The following is a 2,688-nucleotide window of genomic DNA, read 5'->3' as shown; positions in this document are numbered from 1 at the left end:
AGCACCCCGGACCCGTGGAACCCGGCGCACCCGCAGCGTCACGCGATGGCCCACCCTCGACCAGCCGAGGACATTACGGGCACCCCACCGAGCCGAACACGCTCACGCCACCCGTGAAGAATCGAGGTCAACTCAGGCTTGTTAGTGAATGTGCGCGGCGCGTAGACGACAACGGCGTAGCGGCCGGTACCGGTCACGCAGGCGTTGCCAATCCAGGAATCGGCGTCGAAACCAGGTTCGGCGAGGGTGGCGAGGTTCTTCCAGGCGTAGCCACCCGAACCAGCCGCAGTCAGCAAGTGGAAGCCGTTCGCATCACTGCTCGTAGTCCAGGCAACGTCCTGCGAAGACTTCCACTTCTGACCAAGCAACGCGTCGCGCTCGTCTTCAGGGACGGCGCCCGGGTGGGGGGCGACGGACGGGGCCAATGACGATGCGGGTGGTGACGGCTCATTTTGAACCGCACCGGCACTGGTGGTGGCCAGCATCCCGCTGAACATCACGGCAGCTGTGACAGCTGCCCATGACGCCCGCGGTCTGGACTGTCGGCGATGCACAAATATTCCTTTCGGCGATATGCAACGAAACACCTGAAAGCCCCGCCTGTTCGACAGAAGGAGCTTTCAGATCTTTGGGGAATGCGATGTCATTGTGAACATCTACGTGCCTTGCTCTGAGCGGCATCTCGCAGGTGCCGGTCAGTTATTTGCAACACAGGGATGAATTGGGATCCTTCGCTAGTGTCACAAAAAATTTCATGTTACCTATAATAGGTAAGCGGTGCCCAGATTTTCGGGACGACCGCTTCTTCCAAGCGCAGCACTCCGCGCCAGCGTTTCCTCACATGGTTCCGGAGGGCAGGGACTATCGGTAGATGTCAATGACCACGCGGTTCGGCGACGTCAGCGTGAAGACGTTGTAGCGGGAAATCGGGCCGTTGAGGCTGATACCGAAGCCGGGCTGTGAATGCTGCTCGTACAGGTACTGGACGCCCTTGACGGTGGGCAGGGAGAAGGGTTTTACCACAGGGTTTGTCTCCGCGTAGTCTCCGGCTCGGGCCGGGGAAAACTCCGCGAACAGGTACGAACTTCCGGTGATAGCCAAGTTCTTCGTCTCGCCGCTCGGCATTCCATACCCCGGGCTCGCGCTCTGGGTGATGGAGACCTGCGGCAGGGTGCCCGTTCCCAGGTCGAAGACGATACGGTCGTAGCCGTCATGGGTGGCCGCGCGCACCCCGTCAATGCATATGTTGTCGCAGGTCTCAACTATGGTCCCCGCAGGCATCGCCGACGCTGCGGGGGCAGCAACGAGCGTCGCGAGAAGGGCGGTTGCCGCCGGGGCGACGAAGCGGGCGAGAGCACGTCTTGCAGTAGGCATGATTCCTCATTCCTTGAGTTAGATACGCTCACATTTTAAGGCAGGCACCTGACAGTTGACCGAGAGATCTCATATGCTGACCAGCAAACTTGTGGGAGTTCACTCGTCGAGGGCATTGAGGACGCGTCGGCCACCCAAGGAACTGATTGCGGCGCAGGGTCACCAAGATCACCAGACGCCACCGACGAGCCCAAATCCGCAGCACTTGGGAGGAAATACCTCAGAACGGGCAACTCTGACCTTACTGGAACCCAATAGAAGAGAACATTGTGAAGAGAGCACACATATACCTCCTGGCGGCATGCACTTTCCTGGTTGCCTCATGCGGGGGAAGCAGGACGTCTGTCAACACGTCCGATCTGACCGATCGGGAGAAGGAATGGGTCGAATTTTCCTACACCCATGAAAAGAACCAAGATGTCAAACGGACCTGGGAACAACTGCCTGCCGAAGGCGTCAAGTCCTACCTCGAACAGCAGATCCCCCTCCTGTGCGGCGACACAGCGGCACTGATGCAGAGCCTGAAAAAAGCAGGTTATGAGGCGGGCGAAATGCAGGAGTACAAGAAAAAGACCGCAGAACTCATCTGCTGACCTTCGTGCGGCGGCCGTCAGGCGTTGCAGGAGCATGGCCGCTCGTACGTGGAGTGGAGGGCGCCGCCGACAACGGCAGCGCCCTCCACGTCCGACCGGCCGGCCGCTCTATTCCACCGCGCCTCCAAGAATCCTCAGCGAGTAACTGTCGTACCCCCGGTGCAGAACCATCACCACGGGCCCCGCGGTGAATGCCCCGCTGACGACGTACTCCTCTTTCATCCCGGTCTCGGCAACCCTCTTGTTATAGAGGGAATCGGTTTCCTTCTTCGCCTGTTCGAGCCATGCCGATGCCTTGCCGTGGTCGATTCCTGTCACGTCCAGCCCTGTGCAGGCGGCAAGGAATCCAAGACCGTCGGACTGCTTCGCGCCGGACCTGCACACAAGAGACGACATGTTCGCGTGATCGGCGTATCCGGCCGAAACCGTAGTACCACTTCTGCCGCGCCCGTGGACATACGTCCTCTTCTTCCCGTCGGGCATCTCCTGATCGACAGGCTTGTCCAGCTTCAGCTTCCAGTCCTTCGCGAGCCGAGCAAGGAAGCCCTTGCCGGTGTACCCGACGGCCATCGTGCCCGCCTCACCGAGGCTAGGCCCAATACCAGTGACTTAGTGGTGCTGAGTGCGCGGTGCCTTGGCCGGTGGGCTGATCGGCGCAGTCTTGTAGTGCGGTGCAACGGTGACTGTGTCGGCGGGGTCTCGGGTGGGCTGGGGCCAGTGC

At 60.5% G+C, this 2,688-nt stretch carries 3 protein-coding genes and 1 pseudogene; 1 reads left to right on the top strand and 3 read right to left on the bottom strand.

All coding sequences use genetic code 11. The annotated features are described in order from the left end of the window. Window positions 1-122: 122 nt before the first annotated feature. Window positions 123-392 (bottom strand): annotated as a pseudogene (locus E6P78_RS33785) (hypothetical protein); the annotation flags it as partial. 469 nt (window positions 393-861) lie between these two features. Then, window positions 862-1,374, bottom strand: a complete 513-nt coding sequence (locus tag E6P78_RS32335; RefSeq protein WP_136207180.1) for a hypothetical protein — start codon at window positions 1,372-1,374, stop codon at window positions 862-864. Window positions 1,375-1,643: 269 nt separating this feature from the next. Here E6P78_RS32335 and E6P78_RS32330 point away from each other — a divergent pair, with 269 nt between their 5' ends. Beyond that, complete coding sequence (locus E6P78_RS32330) at window positions 1,644-1,967, top strand: hypothetical protein (RefSeq protein ID WP_136207179.1); 324 nt, start codon at window positions 1,644-1,646, stop codon at window positions 1,965-1,967. 108 nt (window positions 1,968-2,075) lie between these two features. Here the strand turns inward: E6P78_RS32330 and E6P78_RS32325 are convergent, their stop codons facing one another. After that, the gene (locus E6P78_RS32325; protein WP_136207178.1) at window positions 2,076-2,537 is read right to left on the bottom strand and encodes a hypothetical protein; all 462 of its coding nucleotides are present in this window, start codon (window positions 2,535-2,537) and stop codon (window positions 2,076-2,078) included. Window positions 2,538-2,688 lie beyond the last annotated feature (151 nt).

It is taken from the genome of Streptomyces sp. A0958 (assembly GCF_004795035.1).
Taxonomy (GTDB): Bacteria; Actinomycetota; Actinomycetes; order Streptomycetales; family Streptomycetaceae; genus Streptomyces.
This window is presented reverse-complemented; position numbering and strand designations above follow the sequence as displayed.

Bases quoted from the DNA above. Each gene is read 5' to 3' on its own strand.
- E6P78_RS32335 (WP_136207180.1), bottom strand. From the start codon at position 1,374: ATGCCTACTGCAAGACGTGCTCTCGCCCGCTTCGTCGCCCCGGCGGCA.
- E6P78_RS32325 (WP_136207178.1), bottom strand. From the start codon at position 2,537: ATGGCCGTCGGGTACACCGGCAAGGGCTTCCTTGCTCGGCTCGCGAAG.